We start from the raw sequence: 25,546 nt of genomic DNA, 5'->3' as shown, positions 1-25,546 counted from the left end.
TCTGATTCATCGTCTGTATCGCCCAACCTCTAACCTTGCCATCATGGCAGCACTGAGCAAGGTATTCGCGGCCAGGCTCGCCGGCCTGGGTGTCCTGGGCCCCGACGGCGAATCCATCGGCCGAGTTCGCGACGTGGTCATCTCGATGCGGGTCGGCAGAGCGCAACCCAGAGTCCTCGGCCTCGTGGTCGAATTGGCAACGCGCCGAAGAATTTTCGTACCGATGCTCAGAGTCACCAGTATCGAGCCCAACTCGGTTCAACTCACGACCGGCAACGTCAGTCTGCGGCGATTCACCCAGCGCGCGAACGAGATCCTGGTGTTCGCCCAGATCCTCGACTCCAAGGTGCGCGTCGACGACCCCGAGCTCGACGAGCTGCACGACGCCGATTCCATCGTCGTCGATCTGGGTATCGAGCTCACCCGAACGCGGGACTGGGTCGTCGCGCGAGTAGCGGTACGCAAGCAACGTCAGCGCCTGGCGCGCCGCGGTGCCATCCATGTCGTGGACTGGCTGCACGTGCAGGGACTCACGCAGAACGAACTGTCGATGCCCGATCAGGGTGTGGCACAGCTGCTCATGCAGTTCGAGGACCTGCGAGCGGCCGACGTCGCCAACGCGATGCGTGAGCTCCCCGTCAAGCGGCGCATGGAGGTGGCGCGGGCCCTCGACGACGAGCGGCTCGCCGACGTCGTCCAGGAACTGCCCGACGACGATCAGGTGGAGCTGATGCACTACCTCGGCGTCGACCGCGGTGCCGACGTGCTCGAGGCCATGGACCCCGACGACGCCGCCGACCTCCTCGGAGAGCTGCCCGAGACCGAAGCGGAATCGCTTCTGCGACTGATGGATCCGGAGGACTCCGCACCCGTCCGACGGCTGCTCGAGCACTCCCCCGACACCGCCGGAGGTCTGATGACCCCCGAACCCGTCGTACTCACCGCGTCGACGACGGTGGCCGAAGCGCTCGCCCGGGTACGCAACCCCGACCTGACGCCCGCGCTCGCCTCACTGGTGTTCGTGGTGCGGCCGCCCACCGCCACTCCCACCGGGCCGTACCTGGGCTGCGTACATCTGCAGCAGTTACTTCGAGAACCCCCGGCGAGTCTGGTCGGCGGCGTGGTGGACAGCGCGCTGCCGCGCTTGTCGCCCGAGGACAGCCTCACCGCCGTCACGCGATACTTCGCGACGTACAACCTCGTCTGCGGCCCGGTGGTCGACGACGAGGACCACCTGGTCGGGGCCGTGACCGTGGACGACGTCCTCGATCACCTGCTGCCCGAGGACTGGCGAGATCAGGAAGTGGCCGGACAGTGAAAGAAACAGCACGCCAGAGAATGGACACTCCGCGCGGATCGCGGATGTTCAACGTCAACGTCGATTTCGACCTCGGCAGGTCGGGCGAGAAGGCCGCGAGGTTCCTCGGTACCGGCCGCTACCTGGCGATCCAGACGGGCATCGTGATCGTCTGGATCTTCCTCAACGTCGTGGCGGTCAATCTCAGGTGGGACCCGTATCCCTTCATTCTTCTCAACCTCGCGTTCTCGACCCAGGCCGCGTACGCGGCTCCGCTGATTCTGCTGGCCCAGAATCGGCAGGACGACCGAGACCGCGTCTCGCTCGAGGAGGACCGTTCTCGCGCACAACAGACGAAGGCCGACACCGAGTTCCTCGCTCGCGAGTTGGCATCGCTGCGGATCGCGGTCGGCGAGGTCGCCACCCGCGACTACCTGCGCCGCGAACTCGACGAGATCAAGGCGCTCCTCGAGCAGGCGACGGGCCAGCCCACAGCGACTCCGAAGAAAGCACGGAAGAAGGCCGCCGCCAGGGTGCAGGACGACGCGAGCACCCCGGAGGTCCCGGACCTCGATACGTAGCGGCCCGCTCTGTAACGGCCCGATAACGGAACAGTCTCGAATCAGGTACCCTCGATCCCGGTCATCGGTCGGGCCCCGGTTGTCATCCGGGGAAATCAGGAGGTACAGCACGCGTGGGTCGTCACAGAAAAGCATCGACTTCCAAGGTCCGACGGAATTCGGTGATTGCTCTGGCAGGTCTCGTCCCCGCAGGACTCGTCACCGCCGCCACCAGCGCCGGAGCCACGGAATACATTCCGTTCGTCTCGGCCAAGACCACCCCGGCCGCCCAGGAATCGAACTCCGTGGTGGAGACTCCGCAGCCGATTGCCCAGGACCAGCAGGCGCAGCCGGTGGCTCAGGCCGAGCAGCCGGTGCCCGCCGCGGTCCCCGCACCCGCGCCGGTTCCCGAGATCCCGCCCACACCCGAGCTACCCACCAACCTCGCCGTCAGCCCCATCGCCATCCCGGTCGTCAACGTCTCGGCGTACAAGAACGCCGAGCGGATCCTGGCCCAGCAGCAACCCGGTTGCGGTATCAGCTGGACCGTCATCGCCGGCATCGGCCGCGTCGAATCCACCCACGCCAACAACGGCAAGGTCGACGACTCGGGCGAGCTGCACGAACCCATCCTCGGCCCCCGGCTGAACGGAACCCTCGCCGGCAACCAGGTGATTCGTGACACCGACGGCGGGGCGCTCGACGGCGATGCCGAATACGACCGCGCAGTGGGACCCATGCAGTTCCTGCCCTCGACGTGGAACCTCTATCACGCCGACGGCAACGGCGACGGTGTCTCCGACCCACAGAACCTGTTCGACGCAGCCCTGGCCACCGGTATGTACCTGTGCGACAACGGCACCGACATGCGCGATCTGGGATCGACCACCAAAGCGATCCTGCGCTACAACAATTCGATGGCCTACGTAGCGAACGTGCTCGCGTGGTCGGCGGGTTACGCCACCGGCATCGTCCCGTCCTCGGACCAGCTGCCCCGCATTCACTGACATTGCGTCCGCGCCTGCCCTGCTGTCCATCGGCGCACAACCCACCGCCTAGCATGAGGCAATGGCTGTACTGACCGAATCCGACGTTCGGACCGCGCTCACGAAGGTGATCGACCCCGAGATCCGCAAACCCATCACCGACCTCGGGATGGTCAAGAGCATCGACATCTCCGACGACGGCGCGGTCGGCGTCGGCATCTATCTGACCACCTCCGGCTGCCCGATGAAGACCGAAATCAGCGATCGCGTGAAGAACGCCGTCGCCGACGTCGCCGGCGTGGGCACCGTGACGGTCGAACTCGACGTCATGAACGACGAGCAGCGCACCGAACTACGCAAGTCTCTGCGCGGCGATTCCGCGGAGCCGATCATTCCCTTCGCGCAACCCGGATCCCTGACCCGCGTGTACGCGGTGGCGTCGGGCAAGGGCGGCGTGGGCAAGTCCAGCGTGACGGTCAATCTCGCCGCATCACTGACCGCCCGTGGGCTGTCGGTCGGCGTGCTCGACGCCGACATCTACGGTCACTCCGTGCCCCGGATGCTCGGAAACGACGCGCGGCCGACGCAGGTCGAGAAGATGATCATGCCGCCACAGGCGCACGGAGTGAAGTTCATCTCGATCGCGCAGTTCACCCAGGGCAACACCCCCGTCGTCTGGCGCGGCCCGATGCTGCACCGCGCACTGCAGCAGTTCCTCGCCGATGTCTTCTGGGGCGATCTGGACGTACTGCTGCTCGATCTCCCGCCCGGCACCGGTGACGTGGCGATTTCTGTCGCCCAACTCATTCCGAGTGCCGAGATCCTCGTCGTCACGACCCCGCAGCAGGCCGCGGCCGAGGTGGCCGAACGAGCGGGCGCAATTGCATTGCAGACGCGTCAGCGCGTGGCAGGCGTCGTGGAGAACATGTCGTGGCTCGAACTGCCCGACGGTACCCGGATGGACATCTTCGGATCCGGTGGCGGACAGGACGTATCCGACAGACTGACCAAAGCCGTCGGTGCCAGCGTGCCTCTGCTGGGTCAGATCCCCCTCGACACCGCCGTCCGGGAGGGCGGAGACGCCGGAACTCCGATCGTGCTGAGCAACCCGGAATCGCCGGCTGCCCAGGCACTGGAGGCAGTGGCAGCGAAATTGGCAGTCCGCGAACGCGGACTGGTCGGCATGTCACTCGGAATCGACTCGGCCCGCAAGCTCTAGCGGACCAACCTGCTCTCCCCGCCGCGTCTGCTTCCCCGCCGCGTCAATGGACCCTTGCACCTCCGAGACGCATGCAATGGACCATTCACGCAGCAGCAGGTTCTGCGTGAATGAACCATTGCCGCGCTCAGACGTGTGCAGTGGTCCATTGACGCAGACGGGTGAGACCGTACGACGAAGGATTCAGGCTTACGTGGCGTCGGCGTCGATCGGCGGGGTATCGCCTGCAGACAGTTTCGGCTCGTTCTTGCTCATCGACACCCCACTGCGAGCGGATCCGGTCTGTGGAGTCGGTCCGCCGACGTTCTTCGGCTTGGTCTCGAAGGGCTTGCCCTTGAAGGTGTCGTCGAGTGGGTTCTTGAAGACCGAGTCGTCACCGTCGAGCAGGTGTTTGGTGATCACCGCGCGCGGGGTCATGCCCCGGAGCTGGTTGAGATCGGCGAGCGGCTTGCGAAGGTCCTCGAAGTCGGTGCCGAGCTCGTCCTTGAGCTGCTGGCTCGCGCCGTTGGCGTAGTCCTTGACCTGCCGGATCGACTTGGACACCCAGCTGATGGCGCCGGGGAGGCGATCGGGGCCGAGGATCACGAGAGCTGCTACGAGGAGAATGACGAGCTCTCCCCAACCGATGTTGCCGAACACGCCTGCCAGCCTACGTCGTCAGTCCGAAACCGGCGTGACGGAGAGGTCCACCAGCCGTCCCGACCGGACGAGTTGCACCGGAACCGACTCCCCGATCGTCGTGGCCTGCACGGCGACGACCAGTTCGTCGGCGTTACCCACGGTGCGGTCGCCGACCTTCGTGATGACGTCTCCCTCGACGATGCCCGCTTCCTGAGCAGGCCCGCCCGAGCGCACGTTGGCCACTTCCGCCCCGGCGGAGGTGTCGTTGATGACCGATCGGGCGTTGACGCCGAAGTCGGGATGACGCATGACGCCGTCCCGGATGAGACTCTGCGTCACCTCGGTGACCTCGTCGACGGGAATCGCGAAGCCGAGGCCGACCGATCCGCCGCTCTCGCTGCGGATGGCCGAGTTGATGCCGATCACGCGGCCCTCGAAGTCGATGAGCGGACCGCCGGAGTTGCCGGGGTTGATGGCGGCGTCGGTCTGCACGGCATCGATGACGGCGTTGGTATCGGTGCCTTCACCCGACAGCGCCACGGGCCGATCGAGCGCGCTGACGATGCCGGAGGTGACGGTTTTGTTCAATCCCAGCGGCGAGCCGACCGCGATCACGTCCTGCCCGACGCGAACGTCGTCGGAACGACCGAGTTCGGCGACGGTGAGGTTGCCGACGTCGGTCTTGAGGACGGCGAGGTCGGTCTTGGTGTCGCGGCCGACGATGTCGGCGGGCACCTTGGTGCCGTCGGAGAACGTCACTTCCAGGGTCGAGTTCTCCGGGTCGGATGCGGCCAGGGAGATCACGTGGTTGTTCGTCACGATGTAGCCGGCACCGTCGATGACGACGCCCGAGCCGGTGCCGCCGGTCTCGCCGAGCGTCACCTGGATCGAGACGACGGACGGCAGGACGGCGTCGGCGACGTTGCTGATCTGGCCGCGCGGGATGTCGTCTCCGCTGGACTGGGTCAGCGTCACTTTCTGGCTGGTCAACGCGCCCGTCACCTCGGCGGTGAGGCGACCGAACAGCCCGCCTACCAATCCGATGACGAGTGCGAGAACACCGAGTACGACGAGAGCCCGGACGGACACCGACCGACCGAACAGCACGTCTCGCACACCGAGTTTGGTGCCCGGTGGAAGAACGGGAGGGGGCGGGGAATCGAGCGCCGCGCTGCCGAGGGAGACCCGAGAGGTGGGGTCGCGCCACGGATCGGCCGGAGCCGACGGGGCGGTGTCGCTCTCGTCCTCGGCGTTCGGGTCTCGTTGCAGTGATTCATGGGAATCGTTCGGGCGACCGAACGCCTCGGCGAGGACAGGATCGGGTGGGCGCACCGATACGCGCGAGGGAAGTTCGTCGCCGGGCCTACGAGGAGAGAACGATCCGTCCACGTCGTCGGGACGTCCGAACACCGAGGCCGACACCGGATCGACGGAGGGCCGATAGAGCGGACGCGGTGGCAACCGAGGACCTTCCGGACCGGTCCCTGCGGCCTCGGAATCTGCCGGATCGGTGCCCGCGGTCTCGGTGCTGGTCGAATTCGATGTCACGCGTCCGGTTACCCCTCGCATACGTCGGTGTGAGAGTTCAGTATCACTCGAGCGGTCGGCGCGGCTCGATGCAGGTGAGAAGAGTCGGGCACCGTCAGCGTCGTCGACGGCGGACGTCGGCTACGGCGGACATGAAGGTTCGCTTGGTGTGGGACGGCCGATCCTCGCCCGCGCAGGACGGTATCTGGCTGAGCAGACCGAGCAGAGAATGGGGCATCGACATCTCCCCTGCTCCGCGCAGGGCCTTGCGCGCCTGCTGCTGGGCCTCGACCTCGGCGGCGCACTCGGGGCATTCGGACAGATGGTCGGCTGCACGGAGATAAGCGGGCATTCGCAACTCGCCGTCGACGTACGCCGCGACGGCCTCACTGGCCAGATGTTCGGTGGAGCTGAATTGCTTCGGCTTGCGCGCCTGCGTCATCCAACCCTCCTCGTAGCTAGTGGACACTTGCGTGACCGGAGTCGACCTTCCCGTGCACTCGAAGGTACTCGCGTAGCGCCTGGCGTCCACGGTGAATGCGACTGCGAACCGTTCCGAGCTTGACGCCCAGTGTCGCACCGATCTCTTCGTAGGACAGTCCTTCGATGTCGCACAGCACGATTGCGGCGCGGAACTCGGGTGCCAGCGAGTCGAGCGCGGACTGCAGATCGGGATCGAGGCGGGCATCGTGGTAGATCTGCTCGGGGTTGGGTCGGTCGGAGGGGACGCGGTCGTAATCCTCGGGGAGCGCTTCCATACGGATGCGGCTGCGACGACGAACCATGTCCAGGAACAGGTTGGTGGTGATGCGGTGCAGCCACCCCTCGAAGGTGCCCGGCTGGTAGTTCGACAGGGAGCGGAACACTCGAATGAAGGTGTCCTGCGTCAGATCCTCGGCGTCCTGGGCGTTACCGGACAGACGGTAGGCCAGTCGGTAGACGCGGTCGCCGTGTTCGCGAACCAGTTCGTCCCAGGACGGCATGGTGGAGTCCTCGCCGGTCGCATCGAACACTGCGGTGCCGCTGAGGTCTTCGGGCGCGGGTACGGACTCGGGTAGACGCGCGGTGTCGCGATCGCCGTTGATCTTGTAAATAGTTGGATCCTCCTGCTCAGGACTGCGTACGTCCTTCTGATTCAACCGACGACTACCCTCGGATGTTCCAGCTCACACTTCGCAATCGAGATGGACCTTCGATTCCTCCATAGCCTGACGGACCCGCGTGTGGGTCCGGTATGAATCAGCTGAGGCGCACCTGAGAATGTGTGCGTGAGAATGTGCCCTGGGCACGATAGCCTCGGGGCGTGCCGACCAACGCCGAGAAGATGCTCGCCTACGCCGAAGACTCCGCTCAGGAGGACGAGGTTCTGATCGCAGCCAGAGAGCGAGCCGTCGACCTGGGTGCCGCCCCGGTACCGCCGTCGGTCGGAGCGATTCTGTCCATCTTCACCCAGATGCTCGGCGCGAAGACCGTCGTCGAAATCGGAACCGGCGCAGGCATCAGCGGACTGTGGCTGCTCGACGGGATGCGCGCGGACGGCGTCCTCACCACGATCGATACCGAGCCGGAGCACCAGCGTGCGGCCCGAGAAGCGTTCCGCGCGGGGGGAATTGCGCCCTCACGTACCCGGCTGATCAACGGATGGGCGTTGGACGTGCTCCCCCGGTTGGCCGACGACACCTACGACTTGGTGTTCATCGATGCCAGTCCGGCCGACCATCCGCACTTCGTAGCCGAAAGCGTTCGACTGCTGCGCCCCGGCGGAGTTCTGGTGCTGCACAACGCGTTGCTCGGCGGACGGGTCGCCGATCCCACTCAGCGCGACGCGACCGCAGTGGCCGTCCGATCCGCTGCCAGGGCCATCGCCGAGGACGACCGTCTGACGACGGTGCTGCTGCCCCTGGGCGATGGGCTGATTTGCGCATCGAGAGCGTGAGTGCGCTCCGCGCAGTGGTGCGGTTATGTGCCCTCTGCGGCACACAGGAGCGGAGCCTGCGGAGCGACCAGAGATCTGAGCCGCACCACTGCCGCAGGCTCTAGATCCAGACGCCCTTGCCGACGGAGACGACTCCCCCGGCACTGACGTTGAAGCGTTCGCGATCACGTTCGTGGTCGACGCCGATGATCTCGCCGTCGCCCACCACGACGTTCTTGTCCAGGATCGCGTGCCGCACGACGGCACCCTTACCGATCTTGACGCCGGGCATCAGGACGCTGCCCTCGACCGTCGCGCCGCTGTCGATCATGACGTTGGAGCTGAGCACCGAGTTGCGCACGGTGGCGGCGGACAGGATGCACCCGGCACCGACGACCGACTCCTGAGCCAAACCGCCCTGGACGAACTTGGCGGGCGGCAGGTTCTCGGCCGATCCGCGGATGGGCCAGCGGCGGTTGTACAGGTTGAAGATGGGGTGCACCGACACGAGGTCCATGTGGGCGTCGTAGAAGGCGTCGATGGTGCCCACGTCTCGCCAGTAGCCGCGATCGCGTTCGGTGGCACCGGGCACGACGTTGTCGTTGAAGTCGTACACCGAGGCGACGCCCGCTTCGACGAGTGCCGGAATGATGTCGCCGCCCATGTCGTGGTCGGAGTCGACGTTCTCGGAGTCGGCCTTGATGGCGTCCACGAGCACCTTGGTGGTGAAGACGTAGTTGCCCATCGAGGCGTAGGTGACGTCGGGGTCGTCGGGGGTGCCGGGCGGTTGAGCCGGCTTCTCTAGGAACTGGGTGATCTTGCCGTTCTCGTCCGAGTCGATGCACCCGAAGGCGAATGCCTCGCTGCGCGGAACCCGGATGCCGGCAACGGTGACGCCTGCACCGGAGTCGATGTGCTGCTGCACCATCTGCTCCGGGTCCATCCGATAAATGTGGTCGGCACCGAACACCATGATGTATTCGGGGTCCTCGTCGTAGACCAGGTTCAGTGACTGGAAGATGGCGTCGGCGCTGCCGGTGTACCACCGGGGCCCGAGACGCTGCTGAGCCGGAACCGGAGTGATGTACTCCCCGGCGAATCCGGACAGCCGCCACGTCTGCGAGATGTGGCGGTCCAGTGAATGGGACTTGTACTGGGTGAGCACGCAGAGCCGGAGGTAACCGGCGTTGACGAGATTGCTCAGCACGAAGTCGATGAGTCGGTAGGCGCCCCCGAAGGGAACTGCCGGCTTGGCTCGGTCCGCGGTCATCGGGTAAAGACGCTTACCCTCGCCGCCGGCAAGCACGATCCCTAGTACGTGCGGTTGTGTCCTCACCCACTCAACCTATCCGCACCGAGAGAACCTTGCGAGCAGTACACGCACAACTGCTGGGGAATGTAGGTTCGTTCACGTGCGCGTAGCAATGATGACCAAGGAATATCCCCCGGAGATCTACGGTGGCGCAGGAGTTCATGTCACCGAGCTATCCGCTCAGCTGAAGTCGCTGTGCGACGTGGACATCCACTGTATGGGCGCGCCCCGCGACACTGCGCAGGTGCACGACCCGGATCCCGCGCTCGCCGGAGCAAACGCTGCGTTGACGACGTTGTCGGCCGAGCTGCGGATGGCGAATGCCGCCGCCGGCGCGGACGTGGTGCATTCGCACACCTGGTACACCGGCCTCGCCGGTCATCTGGCAGCAGAGTTGTACGACGTCCCCCACATCCTCACCGCGCACTCCCTCGAGCCGCGCCGGCCGTGGAAGGCCGAGCAACTCGGCGGCGGCTACCGCATCTCGTCGTGGTCGGAACGCAATGCCGTGGAGTACGCCGACGCGGTCATCGCCGTCAGCGAGGGCATGGCCAAAGATGTGCTCGACGCCTATCCGCGCCTCGATCCGAGCCGGGTTCATGTGGTGCGCAACGGAATCGACACCCAGCGGTGGTTCGCCGACCACGGCACCTCGACCCTGGACGAGATCGGCGTCGATCGAAGCAAGCCGATCGTCGCGTTCGTCGGACGCATCACCCGGCAGAAGGGCGTCGGGCACCTCATCGCAGCGGCCCACCACTTCGACCCGTCGATCCAGCTCGTGCTGTGTGCAGGCGCGCCCGATACACCGGAGATCGCCGCGGAGACCGAGCGCGCGGTGGCGTTGCTCGCCGAGCAGCGCAGCGGCGTGTTCTGGGTCAAGGACATGCTGCCCACCGACAAGATTCGCGAGATTCTCACGGCAGCAGCAGTGTTCGTCTGCCCCTCGGTGTACGAGCCACTCGGCATCGTCAACCTCGAGGCGATGGCCTGCGAAACCGCTGTGGTGGCTTCGGATGTCGGCGGCATCCCCGAGGTCGTCGACGAGGGCCGCACCGGACGCCTGGTGCACTACAACTCCTACGAACCCGACGCTTTCGAGCGAACCCTCGCCGACACCGTCAACGAGGTCGCCCTCGACCCCACGCTCGCAACGACGATGGGCAAGGCCGGCCGCGAGCGCGCTGTCGCCGAGTTCTCCTGGGCCTCTATCGCGAAGCAGACTCTCGCCGTCTACAACGACGCGCTGGCGCGGCGCCGCTGATCGGGACGACTCAGCGATTCGCCCTGCGATAGGTCGAGACCGTCACCGACGCGGTGACCTCGGTGACGTCCGGTAGCTCCCCCAGGGCAGCGGACCGAGCGGCGGGGTCACCGTGGCGCGACGACGGACCCATGCCGATCAGCGCCTCGATGTCGTTGTGCGAGAGCATCATCGAATACTCGAGCGCAGACTCCGCCACCGGCTCGAACAGGCCGGACAACGATTCGCCGAGCCGGCGGGTCTTGTCCTCGGCGACGCCGATGAGTCCCAGTGGCCCCCGCAGCTCACGCTGATGTCGCATCGTGGGCGTGACGACGACCAACACTCCGTCGTCGACGAGGACTCGGTTCAGCTCACCGGCGTTGCGCGGGGCGAACACGCACGTCACCGCAGACAGGGCACCCGACCGCACCGGAAGTCCACTCCAGATGTCCGCGACCACGGACCCCAGCCTGGGATGGGATCGTGCGGCGCGCCTGGCCGCGAACTTCGACACGTCGACGCCTATCCCCCGGGCGTCGGGGCGGGCGTCGAGAACAGCCGCGAGGTAGTGGCCGGTTCCGACTCCGACGTCGAGCACCACCTCGCTGTCCACTGGGACACCCGCCGAGACCGCTGCGGCGATCGGGTCGAAATGCCCCTTCTCCAGGAACACGTCGCGTGCCGCGATCATCTCGGCCGAGTCGCCGGCGAACTTGCCGCCGTCACCGGTGAGCAGACTGACGTAACCCTGCCGGGCCACGTCGAAAGAATGCCCTCGATCGCACCACAAAGTCCGATCCGTGTCGCCTACACCGAGGCCGGAGTCGACCTCACGCACTCGGCACTGCGGACACAGCAGCACGTCCACGACGTCGGTCAGCATCGAGCACCTCTTTCACACCGGCGCGCACACCCTTGGAAACAACACAAAGCCCCGCTTGCCGGTACGGCCAGCGGGGCTGAGCGATGATCGATCGACAGGGCGATCAGCCGGTGACACCCTTCAGTTCGTCACCGAGTGCCGCGGCCTCGTCGGGGGTCAATTCGACGACCAGGCGGCCGCCCCCCTCGAGCGGGACACGCATGACGATTCCTCGTCCCTCTTTGGTTGCTTCGAGGGGACCGTCCCCGGTCCGGGGCTTCATCGCCGCCATCCTCTGCTCCCTCCAGATCTGCGCCCACCAACTCGGCGCCTCGGCCTAAAAGATAAATTCGTCGCGGGGCGACGGGTGTTGACTCCTATTCTTCCCTATCGACCTCGATACCGGGAAACGGAGTCGGTATTCGTGACCTGCACCCAGCACTCCGACAGGTGATCGTCGACCATTCCGGTGGCTTGCATCAGGGCGTAGGCGGTTGTCGGACCGACGAACCGCAGACCCCGACGCTTGAGCTCCTTGGCCATGGCTGTGGACTCGGGAGTCGAGGCGGGCACCTCGGAGAACTCGATCAGGCGCGCCGGCCTGGGTTCCGGTGCGAAGGACCACAGCAGAGTGTCGAGGTCGGTGTCGTGGAGATCGACGACGGCGCGCGCGTTGTTCACCGCTGCCTCGATCTTGAGCCGATTGCGCACGATGGACGCGTCGTTCATCAACCGATCGACATCGGCCTCGTCGAAGCGGGCCACCTGCTCCGGATCGAAACCGGCGAATGCGGTGCGGAAACTCTCGCGCTTGCGCAGGATCGTGATCCACGCCAGACCCGATTGGAACGCTTCGAGACACAGTCGCTCGTAGAGCTCGTTGCGTCCGTGGAGCGGCTGACCCCACTCGGTATCGTGGTAATCCCGATACACAGAGTCGTCGGTGGCACCCCACGGACAGCGGAGCTTGCCGTCCGGTCCGGCGACAGCACTCATTGCCCGTCCGGCTCGGATGCGGCCGACTGTGGGGCACCCGAGGACTGCGCGGCCGACAATCGCGAACGAAGCATGTCGATCTCGCCGCCGAGTCTCTCCAGTGCCCAGTCGACTTCACTTGGCTTGTAACCCCGCAGGCTCTGCTGGAACTTCAGCGCGCGCACGTCGGCACCGGTGACGCCCTCCGCGGGCAGAACGGTCGCGGTGGTTCCCTCGGGCAACGGGCCCAGTTCCTCACCGCGACCGAACACCGCCGACGCCACGAAGAACAGTGCAGCAGCGACGACGGCAATGACGACGACGTAGATCAGCAGCGTCAACATGCCTCGATCTTGTCACGACCGCCCGACACGACTATTTCAGCGAGTTCATCGCCGGTCGATCCAACAACGACACCTCGGTCGAGAACGGCTCGAACGAGTCACCGTCGACGCGGAACTGCAGAAGACCGGCACCGGAATCGACCATCCCGCAGCGGTTGAGCATCGTCCCGACGATCTGTCGGCTCATCGCGCCGAGTTCGACCAGCGGGCGGTTGCGGTGCTTGCGCACTCCCAGATTCACCTGGCCGATCGCTCCCAGCCCGAGCCTGTCGTAGGTATCGAGCAACAGCCCGATCTCCACTCCGTAGCCGGGCGCGAACGGCACCGCGGACAGAAGCTCGCGCGTACCGGCGTACTCGCCGCCGAGGGGTTGAATGACCCCGGTCAGCTCGGGTCGCAAGGCAGCGAGCAACGGCCGTGCGACCAGCTCGGTGACGCGTCCACCGCCGTTGGCGTCCTCGGTTCCGCTGGTCCGCAACGGACGGCGGTAGTAGCCCTTGACGAGGTGGATGCCGTCGCCCATCAGCAGGGGGCCGAGCAACTTGGGTACGAACGCCGGATCGGGGTTGATCAGGTCGGAGTCGACGAACGCGATGAGGTCACCGGTCGACGCAGCCACCGATCGCCACAGCACCTCGCCCTTGCCGGGTACCGGGTCGACCCCGGGTACCGCTTCTTCTCTGCTGATGACCCGTGCACCGGCCGCCGTCGCGCGCACAGCCGTTTCGTCGGTGGAACCGGAGTCCAACACGATCAGCTCGTCGACGAGTCCGCCGAGCAACGGGTGGATCGTGTCGATGACGGCGGCGACCGTCTGTTCCTCGTTGAGCGCCGGGAGTACCACCGACACCGTTCGGCCTGCTTTGGCGGCCTCGAGTTCGGCGACGGTCCATTGCGGGGTGTCCCAGCTGTTGGTCTCGGACCACGCCCTGGTGACGTCCGTTCGATCTGCGAGTGTCATGCCAGACCCCTGACCGTCCGCGCCGGGGTTCTCAGACCCTGGATCGCTGCCACCATGTCGACGACTCTTCTGGTCGACGCAACTTCGTGAACCCGGAACATTCGGGCTCCGCCTGCTGCGGCCAATGCTGTCGCTGCCAATGTTCCCTCCAACCGGTCGGCGAGCTCTACCCCTAGAGTCTCGCCTACGAAGTCCTTGTTGCTCAGCGCCATGAGCACAGGCCACCCGGTGTTTACAAGATCGTCCACGCGACGCAACAACTCGAGCCCGTGATAGGTGTTTTTCCCGAAATCGTGCGTCGGATCGATAAGAATCGAATCCTTTTTCACCCCCTCCGCGACGGCGTTCTCCGCGGCAGCGGTGACTTCGGCGATCACGTCGGCCACCACATCGGTGTACCGAACACGATGCGGGCGCGTACGGGGCACCGCCCCGCCGGTGTGCGAGCAGACGATGCCGACACCTTCGGCGGCAGCGACGCGCACCAGCTCCGGGTCGGCCCCGGCCCACGTGTCGTTGATCAGATCCGCGCCGACGCCACAGGCCAGTCGAGCGACCTCACTGCGCCAGGTGTCCACACTGATCAGCAGCTCCGGATACGCGTCCCGGATGGCCTCGACGAACGGAACGACACGGCGAATCTCCTCCTCGGCGTCGACGATGGCGCCGGGGCCGGCCTTCACACCGCCGATGTCGATCATGTCGGCACCCTCCGCGACGGCCCGGTGCACCGACGCCATCGCGGCGTCGTCGGAAAAGTTCGCACCCCCGTCGTAGAACGAATCGGGGGTGCGATTGACGATCGCCATGACCAATGCGCGATCGTCGGCGACCGGTTTGCCGCAGAGAGTGCTCATGAAATCAATAGTGGCACGTGAGCATCTTTCGAGTGCTCAGCCCTTGGGCGCCTTGCCTGCGGCGACCTCGGCCACGTAACCGTCGTACGCCTTCTCGTAGCCACCGGACTTGCCACGCAGCACGTACAGGTCGCTGTCGCTGTCCTCCTCGTAGCCGAGCTTGCGCAGGGCCACCTTCTGACTCTTGAACGTCGACGTCTGCTCGAGGCTCTCGACGACCCTGACGAACAGCGGCACCGCGTACGTCGGGAGCTTGTCGTAGAGGTGCTCGGCCATCGTCTTGCCGTCGAAGGTCTCGCCTTCGCGCAGCGTCACCGCAGCCATGCCTGCTTTGCCGTCGGTTCCCTCGATGTCGACGCCGTACACGACGGCACCGTCGATCGACGAGTGGCCACCCAGGGCTCCCTCGACCTGTGTGGTCGCGACGTTCTCGCCCTTCCAGCGGAAGGTGTCACCGAGGCGGTCGACGAACGCGACGTGCATGAAGCCCTGCTTGCGGACCAGGTCGCCGGTGTCGAACCATGCGTCGCCGTCCTTGAATCCGTCGCGCACCAGCTTCTTCTCGGTGGCCTTGTCGTCGGAGTAGCCGTCGAACGGAGCTCGGTCGGTGACCTTGGACAGCAGCAGTCCGACCTCGCCGTTGCCGACCTTGCGGAGCTTGCCGTCCTGGCCGCGCTTGGCCTTGCCGGACTCCTCGTCGTACTGGACGACGGCGTACGGCAGCGGGCAGACGCCTGCGGTCTTCTTCATGTTCAGGGCGTTGATGAACGCGATGTTGCACTCGCTGGCACCGTAGAACTCGGCAACGCGGGAGATGCCGAATCGCTGGGTGAACTCTTCCCAGATCTCCGGGCGCAGTCCGTTGCCGACGATCAGCTTGACCGAGTTGTCCCGATCGGACGGCTTCTCCGGCTGTGTCAGCAGGTAGCGGCACAGCTCACCGATGTAGGTGAACGCGGTGGCCTTGTTGAGCCGGACGTCGTCCCAGAAGTTGCTCACCGAGAATTGCCTGCCGATGGCCATCGTCGCGCCGCCTGCGAGCACCGAGGACAGCGTCACCGTCAGTGCATTGTTGTGGTAGAGCGGCAGGCAGCAGTAGATGACGTCGTTGCTGCGCAGCCGCACACCCATGTTGCCCAGACCGGACATCGACTTGAGCCAGCGGAAGTGGCTCATCAGGCTGGCCTTCGGCATGCCGGTGGTGCCCGAGGTGAAGATGTAGAACGCCTTCTCCTTGGCCTGGATCTCGGCGGTGACCTTCGGATTGGCCGTCGACGCCGTCGCCGCGAGCTCGGCCAGCTTCTTCAGCGGCAGTACTGCTCCGACCTTCGGCTCCCCGTCGAGCGAATCGAGGGCTTCCTGCGCGCTTTCATCCAGCACGAGGACCTTCGCGTCGAGAATGCCGAGGCTGTGCTCGAGCACGTCACCGCGCTGGTTGTAGTTCAGCATTCCCGCCGTGGCACCGAGCTTGACGGTAGCGAGCGCGGCGAACAGTGCCTCCGGCCTGTTCTTGCTGAGAATGCCGACGACGTCGCCGCGTTTCACCCCGTGGTCCGCGAACACCGCGGCGTACTGGTTGACGAGTTCGTTCGCGTCCCGATAGGTGATCGATTCGCCCTCGAACCGCACGAACGGGCGATCGCTGTTCTTCGCGGCGGCGTCCTGGAAGACCTGACCGATCGACGCTTTGTGGTCGGGCTTGCGGGTGAATCCCGCCAGGCCCTTGAGCAGACTAGGCACCTCCGTCACCATTTTCGGCAACGCGACCGCGAGGTCGGTCACTCCAATTTTCTGACGGGCATCGACAGCCATGAACTCCCCTTTGAAGACGATGTGAGATTTCTTACCCTACTTGAGAGTAACAACTTTGAGCATCTCACTTCGTGGCCGCGCTTGGTGACCTGTCACAACGTTGCGCAGGCATCCAGTGCTGCATCGACAGTCGACGTTCTGACCAGGGCGTCCAGGGCGCGTTGCTGGACGAATCCGGTCTCTCGCAAACCTTCTATCCACTGCATCATGCCGTCGAAATGTCCGAATGGGTCGAGCATCACCATCGGCTTGCTGTGCATGCCCAGGTAGCCCGCCGTCCATGTCTCGAACAGCTCCTCCAACGTCCCGATCCCACCGGGCAAGGTGATGAACGCGTCGGCGCGGTCCTCCATGATCTTCTTCCGCTCACGCATCGTGTCGGTGACGATCAGCTCGTCGGCGTCGACATCGGCGACCTCACGGTGCACGAGCGCTTTCGGAATCACGCCGACCGTGTTGCCGCCCGCTGCTCGCGTCGCCGCGGCGACCGCGCCCATCATCGAGACGTTGCCGCCGCCCGAGACGAGCTGCCAGCCTCGTCGACCGATCTCGGTGCCGACCTCACCGGCCAGGTCGATGAACGAAGAGTCGACGGGACCCGACGCGCAGTAGACGCAGACGCTGAGCGCGCGTTCGGTCGATGCTCGCTCGCTCACTGCTGGGCCTCGCGGACGATCCGGACAGCCTCGTCGACGCTGTCGGTGCAGTGGATGAGGTCGAGGTCCTTCTCGGACACCTTGCCTTCTTTCACGAGCGTCGTCTCGAGCCAATCGAGCAGTCCCGACCAGAAGTCCTTGCCCAGCAACACGATCGGGAATTTCGTGACCTTGGCGGTCTGCACCAGGGTCAGCGCCTCGAAGAGTTCGTCGAGAGTACCGAAACCGCCGGGGAGGCACACGAACGCCTGGGAGTACTTCACGAACATGGTCTTGCGCACGAAGAAGTAGCGAAAATTGACGCCCAGATCGACCCACTCGTTGAGCCCCTGCTCGAACGGCAGCTCGATGCCGAGCCCGATCGAGTAGCCGTCGGCCTCGCTCGCACCGCGGTTGGCCCCTTCCATCGCCCCGGGACCGCCGCCGGTGATGACGGCGAAGCCCTCCTTCGCAAGAGCGGCTCCGAGTTGCCGGGCGCGCTCGTACTCGGGATGGTCGACGGGGGTGCGCGCCGAACCGAACACGGTTACGGCCTTGGGGACCTCGGCCAGGGCACCGAATCCCTCGACGAATTCGCTCTGGATGCGCAGCACTCGCCAGGTGTCGGAGTGAATCCAGTTTCCTGGCCCACGCTCGTCGAGCAGGCGCTGATCCGAGGTGGACGTCTCGGTGTTCCGGCCACGCCGAAGTACGACGGATCCCTTGTGCTTGGCGAGCTTCTCGCTGCTGTGCCCCTCGGAACTGTCGTGGTCCTCGAAACCGCCGTGTTCCTCGAAACCGCTTGGGCCCTGGTCGCTGTTCATGGCGTTCAGGCTATCCGGCAGAGAGGTAGCTCCGGAGCACCTGTGTGACATGGGTGATCTGCTCGACGGGTACGCGTTCGTCACGCTTGTGGGCCAGGTTGGGGTCGCCGGGTCCGTAGTTGACCGCCGGGATCCCGAGCGCCGAGAAGCGCGAGACGTCCGTCCAGCCGTACTTGGCCCGGAACTGTCCGCCCGCGGCCTCGATGAGAGCGGCCGCTGCGGGTCGGTTCAAACCGGGAAGCGCTCCGGGCGACGAGTCGGTGACCTCGAAGCCGAGATCCAGTCCCTCGACCACCTCACGAACGTGTTCGACGGCGTCGTCGACGTTGCGATCCGGTGCAAAGCGAAAGTTGACGTCGAGTTCGGCTGCGTCGGGAACGACATTGCCCGCGACCCCACCGGAGATCCGGACTGCTTGCAGCCCTTCGCGATACACACAGCCGTCGATATCGACGGTGCGTGCGCGATACGCGGCGAGACGGTTGAGAACCGCACCGAACTTGTGAATTGCGTTGTCGCCCAACCAGGACCGGGCACTGTGGGCCCGCGTTCCCGACGCCGTCAGCCGAACCCGCAGTGTCCCTTGACAACCGGCCTCGATGAATCCGCCGGACGGTTCGCCGAGGATGGCGACGTCGGCAGCGAGCCATTCGGGGAGTTCGCGCTCGATCCGGCCCAGTCCGTTCCGCGCGGCCGCGATCTCCTCGCAGTCGTAGAAAACCAGGGTCAGATCGTGCGCAGGGTTGTCGATCGTGGCGGCGAGGTGCAGGAACACCGCGTCACCCGACTTCATGTCGACGGTTCCGCACCCGTGCAGAATGTCGCCCTCGGCGCTGTCGTGCTCGCGTCGCGACGGCACGTTGTCCGCGATGGGAACCGTGTCGAGATGACCCGCGAGCATCACCCTCGATGCCAGTCCGCGGTTGGTTCGGGCGAGCACGGCGTTGCCGCTGCGGATGATCTCGAAGCCCGTCGTCTGCTCGCGAAGCGCTTGCTCCACCTCGTCTGCGATGCGCGATTCGTCCTCACTGACACTGGGGATGTCCACCAGCGCCGCGGTGAGGTCTATCGGGTCGGCATGCAGTTCGAGCGTCACGGGAGAAAACTCTAGGCCGTGGATCCCGGAATCTCGCGGACCACGCCGTCGAAGCCGGCACCGAACAATCTTCCGCTCGAGAAGCCCTGGTCGGAACGCCCGTAGGCCACGACGCTCGTCAACCGCGTACCGGTGCCGATGACACATGTCGCCCCCGGCGCATCGATGCGGACGACGGAGCCGCCTGCGTTGAGCGGCACCGCCGGGCGTCCGGCATCGTCGAGGGTGAGCCCGTCCGGAGCCGCGAAACTGTCGAGCCCCGACAGGTCGAGAACACTTTCCGGTGCCGAGGGGTCGGCGATCGGGATCCTGCTGACGCCCGGGTTCACGAAAGTCCGCGAGACGTACAGGTACCGATCGGCGGCGTCGAGTACCGCGCCGTTGGCACTGGGGAAGCTCGCCCACGCCGGGTCGACCGAACCGTCGGGGCCGATCCGGCCGATCAGCGAGCCGAAGTCGTTGGTGGCGTACACCGTTCCGTCGGCGGCAACGGCAAGGCCGTTGGCCGCGCTCAGACCGGTCGCGAACGGAGTGACGGTGAGAGTGTCGACGTCGAGTCGAACGATCCCCGCGGCCCTGACGATGTCTCCGACGAAGACGCGAGGATCGGCTCCGTAGCCGACCAGCAGGGTGCCGTCGGGCATCCAGGCCAGAGCGCCGCCGCCACCGCTGGGGACCGTCGCGATGGGATACGCGGCCTGTCCTGGCGCGTCGATGCGGTACACCCGGCCGGAGACGATGTCGGTGACGTAGGCGCGGCCCGACGCGTCGACTGCCAGTCCTTCCAGAGCTGACCCCGGGATTCGTGCGACCACTGCCGACGGCCCGCCTGCTCCGGCGCAATCGGGATCTGCGGCTGCGGTGCCGGAGCCTAGGGCGACGCCGCCCGACACCACCACAGCGGCAGCAATAGCCGTGACGATCGAACGTACGCGCGCGGACTTGCTCGAATTCATGACTCTCCCCCAGCCTCGGCGACCCCCTGTCAGCCGATGACGATGTCTACCACGCGCCTGTGACAACCAAACCCAGTGCGACTCCGAGCACGATCGTCGTCGCCAGGGTTGTCACCAACCCGGTGAAGGACACACTGCCCGCCATCACCGAGGTCGCGCCACGGCTACGGGAGGCGGTACGAGTGATCACCGGACACACTCTGTCAGCTCCCCCGCGGCCGATTCGTCGGCATGCATCCCGATGCGATCACGCTCGGCAGTCGAACCGATAACGAACCGACGCAGCACCCGAATCGAGGTGTTCCCGCAATCTGCACGCCCGAGACCGTGTGCAGAACAGTCGCCGACCGGAGCCGGTTGCCGAGCCCACCGCATTCGGCCCACCGCGTATTCTTCGTCCCGTGAGCGCACATGGAGCATCAGCAGTAGGAATCGCCAACATCACGACATCGGGCGTTGTTCTCGACACCTGGTTTCCGAGCCCGGAGCTCGGGTCGGGCTTCGAGACCGGCACCACCCGGCTCGAGGGTTCGGACGTCCCCGAGGAGCTGGCCGCTCTCGTCGGACCGGACGAGGCGCGCGGCGTCGAGGTAGTCGCAGTGCGCACCAGCATCGCCTCGCTCGACGACGCCCCGATCGACGCCCACGATGCGTATCTTCGACTGCATCTGCTCTCGCACCGGTTGATTCAGCCGCACGGGCAGAACCTCGACGGAGTGTTCGGTCTGCTGGCCAACGTGGTGTGGACCAACTTCGGGCCTGCTGCCGTGGACGGTTTCGAGACGGTGCGCGCAAAGCTGCGCGCCCGCGGTCCGGTGACCGTGTACGGAGTCGACAAGTTCCCACGCCTGGTCGATTACGTCGTTCCCACCGGAGTTCGTATCGCCGACGCCGACCGCGTTCGTCTCGGCGCGCACCTGGCCAGCGGGACGACGGTCATGCACGAGGGCTTCGTCAACTTCAACGCCGGCACGCTCGGCAACTCGATGGTCGAGGGACGCATCTCCGCGGGTGTCGTGGTGGGCGACGGCTCCGACGTGGGTGGCGGTGCGTCGATCATGGGCACACTCTCCGGTGGCGGCAAGAACGTCATCTCCGTCGGTAACAGCTGCCTGTTGGGCGCAAACTCCGGGCTCGGCATCTCGCTCGGTGACGACTGCGTCGTCGAGGCCGGGCTCTACATCACCGCCGGCACGAAAGTGAGCGGTCCGGATGGGACAGTGGTGAAGGCTGCCACGTTGTCCGGCAAGTCGAACCTGCTGTTCCGTCGCAACTCACTGTCGGGTGCTGTCGAGGTGGTGCCGTGGAAGGGCACCGGTGTCGAACTGAACGCGGCATTGCACGCCAACGACTAGCCGCTCCACTCGAATCGGCCTGTCGAACAATCTCATCCAGCCCCGCACCGTGTTCTCGGTGCGGGGCTGGAGTCTTTCCTGACGCTCACGCGATGTGGGGGCCTGCTCGGGCGTGGGATGGCCTGGGTTGCCGGTAGGGGTCGACGGTTGCCGGCGGTACGAACCAGGGGTGGTTGTCGGTGCCGATGAACACTTCCCAATCGGAGTGGTGCATGAGGCGGTGGTGGAACCCGCACAGCAGAACCAGGTTGTTCATGTCGGTGGGGCCGCCGTCGCCCCAGTGCCAGATGTGGTGTCCTTCGGTCCAGGCGGCGGGTTTTCCGCAGCCGGGGAAGGCGCAGCCGTGATCGCGGGCGGTGAGAGCTCTGCGTTGTTTCGCGGTGACGGTACGGGCGGTGCGGGCGAGGTTCAACGGGTTGCCGTTCTCGTCCATCACGATCGCGGTCAGGACACAATCACACGCCAACTGGCGGGAGGTGTTGCGGGAGAGCGGCCCCATCCACGGCAGCCACCCCACCGAGGTGCCGTCGCCGAACAAGTCCCGATACGCGCCACGATCAGCTGCGACTCCGCCTTCACCGCGACCGCCATTGCCGTTTTCGTTGTCCGGTTCGGTGGCTGCGTCAGTGTCGATGGGGCCACCGGTGTTGATGTCGACGGGATCGGCTGTGTCGGTGTCGGATTCTGTTGCTGCGCGTGAGGTTTCGTCGTCGGTGATGTCGTCTTCGCCTCCGCAGTTCTGGAGGTCGGTGAGGTCCTGTAACCGGATGTGCAGGTTCAGGTGCGGGCGCTCTCCGCCTTCGATGGGCCGATCGCTCGAGGCGAGGTAGTGGTCGAGGATGTGTCCGAAGGCGTCGGCTCTGCGCTTGGCGGGGCTGCGGTCGTCTGTGATTTTGAGTGTCCCGGTGCCGTCGGCGGCGGGGTGGGGTTCGGTCAACGGGGAGAGGGCAGTGAGCAGTTTCTCGCCGGTGACAGCATCGAAGTCTCCTTTGAGCACCAGCCGCCCGTTGAGGGTTGTGGAGGCGAAGAGTTCGTTGCGGTCGGTGTTCTCGGCGGGTGGTTTCTTGGTGCCGAAGCTGTCTTCGAGTCTGGTGATCGCTGCTCGGATCCGGCCGGTGCGTGCGTCGGGTCCTGTCGCAGATTTGATCAAGGCGGCGCGGGCCATATTGCGACCCTCTTCCGGGAGATCCTTCGGTGGGGTTTCGGCGAAGGTGAGGATCAGGGCGGCGTGATCGACGGACATGACACCGGTGTTCACGGCGTCGGCGATGTCGGGAAACGCAGCCATGCCGCGGGCGAGGGCGACGATCTTGGTGGCCTTGGACGGTGAGAGCAGGGTGGTGGAGGTCAGCCATCCGGCGGGTCCGGGGAAGCCCAGTTTCTCCCGTGAGACGCGGGTGTCGATCTCGGCGACGAGAGCGATCCGCCTGGCCTCGAGCAACTGGATTCGGTGGGAGACCGCGGCGGCGTCGGCGAGGAGTTCACTCTCGCTCAGTTGCCAGATCTCCGTGGTCATGAAAGCAAGTGTATCGAACAGGTGTTCTATGTACAACCATAGTGCAATCGAAAACTATTGCCCTGCATAAGGATTCGAGAATCAAAATTGCCGGTGGCGTGTGATAGGAGCCGACTCATTCTTCACGATTCGCGGTCGAACACCACAGTTCCTTGGTGGTAGAGAATCTTCCAAGCATCGTTACTTCGCTGCCACACCGTGACCCTGCGGGTGAGCCGGTCGTCGAGCAGCAGGGTGTACGTCAGCAGGAAGGTCTCGGGTGCAACTTCCCGTAACTCGAACCCGCTGGCCTCCCAGTCGGCGTCGAACCGGCCTTCCGTCGCGATCGATATCGGAGGCTCGGACCAGCGTCAGCCGATGGTCCCCAGCGACGCCAGAGTCTTCACCACTGCGCGTGCAGCCTCGGCACCCTTCTTCTCCAGGTGCGCGGTGAAGAAGGCTGTGTGGTCGGCGTGTTCGTGGAAGTGGTGTGGCGTCAGCACCACCGAGAACACCGGCACGTCGGTGTCCAACTGCACTCGCATCAGGCCGTCGATGACCGCTGTTTCGACGAAATCGTGTCGGTAGATTCCGCCGTCGACCACCAGCGCAGCGGCGACGATTGCGACGTACTTGCCCGTCTTGGCCAACCGCTGTGCATGCAGTGGGATCTCGAAGGCCCCTGGCACCTCGAACACGTCGAGCGTCGTCTCGGCCTGTCCGAGCTTCTCCAGTTCGGCGGCGAATCCCACTCGCGCACGATCGACGATGTCCAGGTGCCAGCTGGCGTGGACGAAGGCAATGGATCCGGCGAGTGGAGTGGTCATGGGTGCGATGCTAGCGGTATCGCTCGTCGAGCAAGTCGAGTGTCGGGCCATCGAATTCACCGGCGAAATACTTCTGCAACACTTCGCCGAATACGGACGGACCCTTGGTAGCTTCGGCGAAAAGCGTCATGGACGAATGCAGCTTCAGGTTGTCGGGATAACCGAAGATCTCGTCGACCGTCCGCCCCTCGACAGCCACCACAAGCCGGGCCGCCTTCTTCAGGCGAGGACCCAGTACTTCGTGGGACAGGTACAGCTCCGCCTCGGTCAGATCGGCGATGCCGAAGTGTTGGGCGGTCGCACTGCGCCCCAGTCCTGCCAACTGTGGGAACACGAACCACATCCAGTGCGTCTGCTTTCGTCCGGCTTTCAGTTCCTTCGTCACCGCGGTCCAGACGGGGTCCTGAGCATCGACGAAGCGCTGCAGGTCGTATTCGGTCATGTCGTTCAACTTAGGTGAACCCGCGCAGCAGCGTGTCCACGGTGGCGTCGAGCAGATCCTCGGTCGGGACGCCGTCGAGCAGGTCGCCGGTGGCCAGCATCGCGAGCCCGTGCACGCTCGCGAACGCGACGCGCGCGAGTATCTCGGGTGGAGCCTCGGTGATCACACCGGCTGCGATGGCCTCGCTGAGCAATGTCTCGGTGGCGGTCATACTTTCGTGCGCAACGCTTTTCAGCTTCTCACTGGCGTCGGGGTGATGCTTGGTGCTGTACATGACATCCAGCAACTCCGGGTGTTCGACGGCGAATCCGAGGTAGGCACGGGCGACGCCACGGAACCTGGCCATCAGCTCACCGGGTCCCGTTGCCGCTGCGACCATCCGGCGGTTCAATTCCTCGAAACCGTGCAGCGCCAATGCATCCAGCAACGCTTGCTTGTCACGGAAGTGGCGCGCCGGGGCACCGTGACTGACTCCGACGTCTCTGGCCAGCTGCCGAAGCGACAACGCGTCGACCCCGCCGTGCGCGATGCTCCGTTCGGCCTCGTCGAGCAACACCGCACGCAGGTCGCCATGGTGGTAGCGCTGCGTTGCCATGACCTCACCCTAGGCGATGTTGGCGTTGACAACAATGCTGACACTGCCTACATTGGCAGCCGTGACTTCCACAACGCTCATCACCGGAGCAAGTTCGGGCCTCGGCGAGGAATTCGCCACCCGCTTCGCCGCACGCGGCGAGAACGTCGTCCTCGTGGCGCGACGCGCAGATCGGTTGAACACCCTGGCGCGGCGCATCGAAACCGATCACGGGGTGACGGCCACCGTCGTAGCCATGGATCTGGGCGTCCCCGGCATCGGCGAAACCCTTCGAACCACATTGGCGGACAAGGGAATCACCCCCACCACCCTGATCAACAACGCAGGCTTCGGCACGCACGGGAAGTTCGCCGACGAGGACCCCGCACGCGTCGCCGCCGAGATCGCACTGAACGTAAGCGCCCTGGTCGATCTGACGCTCGCCTTTCTGCCGGGCCTCACCGGCGCACTGATCAACGTCGCGAGTACCGCCGCGTACCAACCCACACCCAACATGGCCGTCTACGGCGCAACAAAGGCATTCGTCCTGAACTTCACCGAAGCGCTTGCCTTCGAGCACCGCGCCTCGCCGCTGAAGATTCTCGCGCTCTCCCCCGGCCCTACCCGCACCGAGTTCTTCGACGTCGTCGGATCCGAGGACGCCGCGGTGGGCAACTTCCAGACCTCCGAGCAAGTGGTCGCGACGGCTCTGCGCGCGTTGGACTCTCGCCGCACCCCCGCCAGCATCGTGTCCGGCCTGTCCAACAAGATCAGCGCCGGCAGTGTCCGTTTGGCTCCACGTGCACTGGCCACCGTGATCAGTGGTCGCCTACTGAAGGCGTGAACCT

At 65.4% G+C, this 25,546-nt stretch carries 29 protein-coding genes; 8 read left to right on the top strand and 21 right to left on the bottom strand.

Annotation, left to right across the window (positions count from 1 at the left end):
- Positions 1 to 43: 43 nt before the first annotated feature.
- The 4 genes from R3P95_RS12795 to R3P95_RS12780 all read left to right on the top strand — a co-directional run bounded on the left by R3P95_RS12795 (position 44) and on the right by R3P95_RS12780 (position 4,062).
- A complete protein-coding gene (locus R3P95_RS12795) occupies positions 44 to 1,318 on the top strand; it encodes a magnesium transporter MgtE N-terminal domain-containing protein (protein WP_068053108.1) in 1,275 nt (424 codons plus the stop codon).
- A gap of 20 nt (positions 1,319 to 1,338) precedes the next feature.
- Positions 1,339 to 1,878 carry a DUF1003 domain-containing protein gene (locus R3P95_RS12790; protein ID WP_300518879.1) on the top strand — a complete coding sequence of 180 codons (540 nt, stop codon included), beginning with the start codon at positions 1,339 to 1,341 and terminating at the stop codon, positions 1,876 to 1,878.
- A gap of 113 nt (positions 1,879 to 1,991) precedes the next feature.
- Positions 1,992 to 2,864 carry a lytic transglycosylase domain-containing protein gene (locus tag R3P95_RS12785; protein WP_188078850.1) on the top strand — a complete coding sequence of 291 codons (873 nt, stop codon included), beginning with the start codon at positions 1,992 to 1,994 and terminating at the stop codon, positions 2,862 to 2,864.
- A gap of 61 nt (positions 2,865 to 2,925) precedes the next feature.
- Positions 2,926 to 4,062: an Mrp/NBP35 family ATP-binding protein gene (locus R3P95_RS12780; RefSeq protein WP_068053099.1), complete on the top strand. Its 1,137-nt coding sequence runs from the start codon at positions 2,926 to 2,928 to the stop codon at positions 4,060 to 4,062.
- 189 nt (positions 4,063 to 4,251) lie between these two features.
- On the opposite strand, the gene tatB is transcribed toward R3P95_RS12780, so the two are convergent.
- From tatB to sigE, 4 genes are all read right to left on the bottom strand, one after another.
- The gene (gene tatB, locus R3P95_RS12775) at positions 4,252 to 4,701 is read right to left on the bottom strand and encodes a Sec-independent protein translocase protein TatB (RefSeq protein ID WP_300518834.1); all 450 of its coding nucleotides are present in this window, start codon (positions 4,699 to 4,701) and stop codon (positions 4,252 to 4,254) included.
- Positions 4,702 to 4,719: 18 nt separating this feature from the next.
- Positions 4,720 to 6,252 (bottom strand): S1C family serine protease, encoded by a 1,533-nt coding sequence (locus R3P95_RS12770; protein WP_394855413.1) that lies wholly within the window; start codon positions 6,250 to 6,252, stop codon positions 4,720 to 4,722.
- Between the two features lie 73 nt (positions 6,253 to 6,325).
- Positions 6,326 to 6,652 (bottom strand): anti-sigma factor family protein, encoded by a 327-nt coding sequence (locus R3P95_RS12765; RefSeq protein WP_068053118.1) that lies wholly within the window; start codon positions 6,650 to 6,652, stop codon positions 6,326 to 6,328.
- A gap of 16 nt (positions 6,653 to 6,668) precedes the next feature.
- Complete coding sequence (gene sigE / locus R3P95_RS12760) at positions 6,669 to 7,295, bottom strand: RNA polymerase sigma factor SigE (RefSeq protein ID WP_052058682.1); 627 nt, start codon at positions 7,293 to 7,295, stop codon at positions 6,669 to 6,671.
- A gap of 239 nt (positions 7,296 to 7,534) precedes the next feature.
- On the opposite strand from sigE, the gene R3P95_RS12755 reads away from it, so the two are divergent.
- Positions 7,535 to 8,146, top strand: coding sequence for an O-methyltransferase (locus tag R3P95_RS12755; protein WP_068053115.1), 612 nt, complete (start codon positions 7,535 to 7,537; stop codon positions 8,144 to 8,146).
- A gap of 100 nt (positions 8,147 to 8,246) precedes the next feature.
- On the opposite strand, the gene glgC is transcribed toward R3P95_RS12755, so the two are convergent.
- Positions 8,247 to 9,461: a glucose-1-phosphate adenylyltransferase gene (gene glgC, locus R3P95_RS12750; RefSeq protein WP_037191552.1), complete on the bottom strand. Its 1,215-nt coding sequence runs from the start codon at positions 9,459 to 9,461 to the stop codon at positions 8,247 to 8,249.
- A 76-nt stretch (positions 9,462 to 9,537) separates the two neighbouring features.
- Between glgC and glgA the strand changes: the two genes are divergently transcribed.
- The gene (gene glgA, locus R3P95_RS12745) at positions 9,538 to 10,701 is read left to right on the top strand and encodes a glycogen synthase (RefSeq protein WP_149407930.1); all 1,164 of its coding nucleotides are present in this window, start codon (positions 9,538 to 9,540) and stop codon (positions 10,699 to 10,701) included.
- Between the two features lie 10 nt (positions 10,702 to 10,711).
- On the opposite strand, the gene R3P95_RS12740 is transcribed toward glgA, so the two are convergent.
- From R3P95_RS12740 to R3P95_RS12685, 12 genes are all read right to left on the bottom strand, one after another.
- Positions 10,712 to 11,566 (bottom strand): methyltransferase domain-containing protein, encoded by an 855-nt coding sequence (locus R3P95_RS12740; protein ID WP_317548499.1) that lies wholly within the window; start codon positions 11,564 to 11,566, stop codon positions 10,712 to 10,714.
- A gap of 103 nt (positions 11,567 to 11,669) precedes the next feature.
- Positions 11,670 to 11,837: a DUF3117 domain-containing protein gene (locus R3P95_RS12735; RefSeq protein WP_008714277.1), complete on the bottom strand. Its 168-nt coding sequence runs from the start codon at positions 11,835 to 11,837 to the stop codon at positions 11,670 to 11,672.
- Between the two features lie 95 nt (positions 11,838 to 11,932).
- Positions 11,933 to 12,541 (bottom strand): DNA-3-methyladenine glycosylase I, encoded by a 609-nt coding sequence (locus tag R3P95_RS12730; RefSeq protein WP_317548498.1) that lies wholly within the window; start codon positions 12,539 to 12,541, stop codon positions 11,933 to 11,935.
- Positions 12,538 to 12,864 carry a DivIVA domain-containing protein gene (locus tag R3P95_RS12725; RefSeq protein ID WP_317548497.1) on the bottom strand — a complete coding sequence of 109 codons (327 nt, stop codon included), beginning with the start codon at positions 12,862 to 12,864 and terminating at the stop codon, positions 12,538 to 12,540. The genes R3P95_RS12730 and R3P95_RS12725 overlap by 4 nt, the downstream gene beginning before the upstream one ends.
- A gap of 31 nt (positions 12,865 to 12,895) precedes the next feature.
- A complete protein-coding gene (locus R3P95_RS12720) occupies positions 12,896 to 13,825 on the bottom strand; it encodes a glucosyl-3-phosphoglycerate synthase (RefSeq protein ID WP_068053080.1) in 930 nt (309 codons plus the stop codon).
- A complete protein-coding gene (folP, locus tag R3P95_RS12715; protein WP_094641281.1) occupies positions 13,822 to 14,682 on the bottom strand; it encodes a dihydropteroate synthase in 861 nt (286 codons plus the stop codon). The genes R3P95_RS12720 and folP overlap by 4 nt, the downstream gene beginning before the upstream one ends.
- A 36-nt stretch (positions 14,683 to 14,718) precedes the next feature.
- A complete protein-coding gene (locus R3P95_RS12710; protein ID WP_300518801.1) occupies positions 14,719 to 16,494 on the bottom strand; it encodes a long-chain-acyl-CoA synthetase in 1,776 nt (591 codons plus the stop codon).
- Positions 16,495 to 16,586: 92 nt separating this feature from the next.
- The gene (locus R3P95_RS12705) at positions 16,587 to 17,150 is read right to left on the bottom strand and encodes an LOG family protein (RefSeq protein WP_094641277.1); all 564 of its coding nucleotides are present in this window, start codon (positions 17,148 to 17,150) and stop codon (positions 16,587 to 16,589) included.
- Positions 17,147 to 17,953, bottom strand: a complete 807-nt coding sequence (locus R3P95_RS12700; protein WP_149407926.1) for an LOG family protein — start codon at positions 17,951 to 17,953, stop codon at positions 17,147 to 17,149. The genes R3P95_RS12705 and R3P95_RS12700 overlap by 4 nt, the downstream gene beginning before the upstream one ends.
- Positions 17,954 to 17,963: 10 nt before the next feature.
- Positions 17,964 to 19,049: a succinyl-diaminopimelate desuccinylase gene (gene dapE / locus R3P95_RS12695; protein WP_300518793.1), complete on the bottom strand. Its 1,086-nt coding sequence runs from the start codon at positions 19,047 to 19,049 to the stop codon at positions 17,964 to 17,966.
- A gap of 11 nt (positions 19,050 to 19,060) precedes the next feature.
- Complete coding sequence (locus R3P95_RS12690; RefSeq protein ID WP_317548496.1) at positions 19,061 to 20,005, bottom strand: SMP-30/gluconolactonase/LRE family protein; 945 nt, start codon at positions 20,003 to 20,005, stop codon at positions 19,061 to 19,063.
- 46 nt (positions 20,006 to 20,051) lie between these two features.
- Complete coding sequence (locus R3P95_RS12685; RefSeq protein ID WP_156516329.1) at positions 20,052 to 20,195, bottom strand: hypothetical protein; 144 nt, start codon at positions 20,193 to 20,195, stop codon at positions 20,052 to 20,054.
- Positions 20,196 to 20,406: 211 nt separating this feature from the next.
- Between R3P95_RS12685 and dapD the strand changes: the two genes are divergently transcribed.
- Entirely contained in the window at positions 20,407 to 21,360 is a 954-nt protein-coding gene (dapD, locus tag R3P95_RS12680; RefSeq protein ID WP_300518785.1) for a 2,3,4,5-tetrahydropyridine-2,6-dicarboxylate N-succinyltransferase, read from the top strand.
- Positions 21,361 to 21,445: 85 nt separating this feature from the next.
- Here dapD and R3P95_RS12675 read toward each other — a convergent pair whose 3' ends face one another.
- The 4 genes from R3P95_RS12675 to R3P95_RS12660 form a co-directional block, all read right to left on the bottom strand.
- Complete coding sequence (locus R3P95_RS12675) at positions 21,446 to 22,876, bottom strand: HNH endonuclease signature motif containing protein (protein ID WP_317548495.1); 1,431 nt, start codon at positions 22,874 to 22,876, stop codon at positions 21,446 to 21,448.
- Positions 22,877 to 23,226: 350 nt separating this feature from the next.
- A complete protein-coding gene (locus tag R3P95_RS12670; protein ID WP_317548494.1) occupies positions 23,227 to 23,682 on the bottom strand; it encodes a 6,7-dimethyl-8-ribityllumazine synthase in 456 nt (151 codons plus the stop codon).
- Between the two features lie 10 nt (positions 23,683 to 23,692).
- Positions 23,693 to 24,124, bottom strand: a complete 432-nt coding sequence (locus R3P95_RS12665; protein WP_094688111.1) for a DUF1810 domain-containing protein — start codon at positions 24,122 to 24,124, stop codon at positions 23,693 to 23,695.
- A gap of 10 nt (positions 24,125 to 24,134) precedes the next feature.
- Entirely contained in the window at positions 24,135 to 24,719 is a 585-nt protein-coding gene (locus tag R3P95_RS12660) for a TetR/AcrR family transcriptional regulator (protein ID WP_317548492.1), read from the bottom strand.
- A 16-nt stretch (positions 24,720 to 24,735) separates the two neighbouring features.
- Between R3P95_RS12660 and R3P95_RS12655 the strand changes: the two genes are divergently transcribed.
- Positions 24,736 to 25,542 (top strand): SDR family NAD(P)-dependent oxidoreductase, encoded by an 807-nt coding sequence (locus tag R3P95_RS12655; protein ID WP_317548491.1) that lies wholly within the window; start codon positions 24,736 to 24,738, stop codon positions 25,540 to 25,542.
- Positions 25,543 to 25,546 lie beyond the last annotated feature (4 nt).

The organism is Rhodococcus cercidiphylli (assembly GCF_033042225.1).
Lineage (GTDB): Bacteria > Actinomycetota > Actinomycetes > Mycobacteriales > Mycobacteriaceae > Rhodococcoides.
Note: the sequence above shows the minus strand (reverse complement) of the source record. Positions and strands in the feature narration are given on the sequence as shown.

What these genes read in the sequence shown, in the direction of transcription:
- R3P95_RS12655 (WP_317548491.1), top strand. Translation starts at nt 24,736, where the DNA reads ATGTTGGCGTTGACAACAATGCTGACACTGCCTACATTGGCAGCCGTG.
- R3P95_RS12765 (WP_068053118.1), bottom strand. Translation starts at nt 6,652, where the DNA reads ATGACGCAGGCGCGCAAGCCGAAGCAATTCAGCTCCACCGAACATCTG.
- R3P95_RS12675 (WP_317548495.1), bottom strand. Translation starts at nt 22,876, where the DNA reads ATGACCACGGAGATCTGGCAACTGAGCGAGAGTGAACTCCTCGCCGAC.
- R3P95_RS12660 (WP_317548492.1), bottom strand. Translation starts at nt 24,719, where the DNA reads ATGGCAACGCAGCGCTACCACCATGGCGACCTGCGTGCGGTGTTGCTC.
- R3P95_RS12720 (WP_068053080.1), bottom strand. Translation starts at nt 13,825, where the DNA reads ATGACACTCGCAGATCGAACGGACGTCACCAGGGCGTGGTCCGAGACC.
- R3P95_RS12730 (WP_317548498.1), bottom strand. Translation starts at nt 12,541, where the DNA reads ATGAGTGCTGTCGCCGGACCGGACGGCAAGCTCCGCTGTCCGTGGGGT.
- R3P95_RS12770 (WP_394855413.1), bottom strand. Translation starts at nt 6,252, where the DNA reads ATGCGAGGGGTAACCGGACGCGTGACATCGAATTCGACCAGCACCGAG.
- R3P95_RS12725 (WP_317548497.1), bottom strand. Translation starts at nt 12,864, where the DNA reads ATGTTGACGCTGCTGATCTACGTCGTCGTCATTGCCGTCGTCGCTGCT.
- R3P95_RS12795 (WP_068053108.1), top strand. Translation starts at nt 44, where the DNA reads ATGGCAGCACTGAGCAAGGTATTCGCGGCCAGGCTCGCCGGCCTGGGT.
- R3P95_RS12790 (WP_300518879.1), top strand. Translation starts at nt 1,339, where the DNA reads ATGGACACTCCGCGCGGATCGCGGATGTTCAACGTCAACGTCGATTTC.
- R3P95_RS12670 (WP_317548494.1), bottom strand. Translation starts at nt 23,682, where the DNA reads ATGACCACTCCACTCGCCGGATCCATTGCCTTCGTCCACGCCAGCTGG.
- R3P95_RS12710 (WP_300518801.1), bottom strand. Translation starts at nt 16,494, where the DNA reads ATGGCTGTCGATGCCCGTCAGAAAATTGGAGTGACCGACCTCGCGGTC.
- R3P95_RS12690 (WP_317548496.1), bottom strand. Translation starts at nt 20,005, where the DNA reads ATGAATTCGAGCAAGTCCGCGCGCGTACGTTCGATCGTCACGGCTATT.
- R3P95_RS12700 (WP_149407926.1), bottom strand. Translation starts at nt 17,953, where the DNA reads ATGAACAGCGACCAGGGCCCAAGCGGTTTCGAGGAACACGGCGGTTTC.
- R3P95_RS12755 (WP_068053115.1), top strand. Translation starts at nt 7,535, where the DNA reads ATGCTCGCCTACGCCGAAGACTCCGCTCAGGAGGACGAGGTTCTGATC.
- R3P95_RS12665 (WP_094688111.1), bottom strand. Translation starts at nt 24,124, where the DNA reads ATGACCGAATACGACCTGCAGCGCTTCGTCGATGCTCAGGACCCCGTC.
- R3P95_RS12740 (WP_317548499.1), bottom strand. Translation starts at nt 11,566, where the DNA reads ATGCTGACCGACGTCGTGGACGTGCTGCTGTGTCCGCAGTGCCGAGTG.
- R3P95_RS12735 (WP_008714277.1), bottom strand. Translation starts at nt 11,837, where the DNA reads ATGGCGGCGATGAAGCCCCGGACCGGGGACGGTCCCCTCGAAGCAACC.
- folP (WP_094641281.1), bottom strand. Translation starts at nt 14,682, where the DNA reads ATGAGCACTCTCTGCGGCAAACCGGTCGCCGACGATCGCGCATTGGTC.
- R3P95_RS12780 (WP_068053099.1), top strand. Translation starts at nt 2,926, where the DNA reads ATGGCTGTACTGACCGAATCCGACGTTCGGACCGCGCTCACGAAGGTG.